Source organism: Erwinia sp. PME.40.26/001 (genome assembly GCF_055556675.1).
Genome location: NZ_JBVHNP010000246.1, coordinates 1 through 262, shown reverse-complemented (window position 1 = coordinate 262; position 262 = coordinate 1). Strand labels below are relative to the sequence as shown.

Below are 262 nucleotides of genomic sequence, written 5' to 3'. Positions count from 1 at the left end.
ACCTCGTCGAGGATGGCCCGCAGGCGCGCAAACATCAGTGCAAAATCCTCTTCCGTGTAGCACAGCGCAGGCGCGAAGCCGAGGATGTTGTCACCGAAGGCGCGGAACACCAGGCCATGGCGATAGGCCACCTGGAAGATGCGATCATGCAGCTTCAGCTCGGGCGCAAAGCGGGCCTTGGTCTGCTTGTCGGCCACCAGTTCCAGCGCGCCCAGCAGGCCACGACTGCGCGCATCGCCCACCAGCGGATGATCGAGCAGGG

At 64.5% G+C, this 262-nt stretch carries 1 protein-coding gene; it reads right to left on the bottom strand.

Annotated features, from left to right (window positions below; translation table 11 throughout):
- A partial coding sequence (locus ACZ3HG_RS24040; protein ID WP_465334930.1) for an aminotransferase class III-fold pyridoxal phosphate-dependent enzyme occupies positions 1–262 on the bottom strand: 262 nt, incomplete at both ends.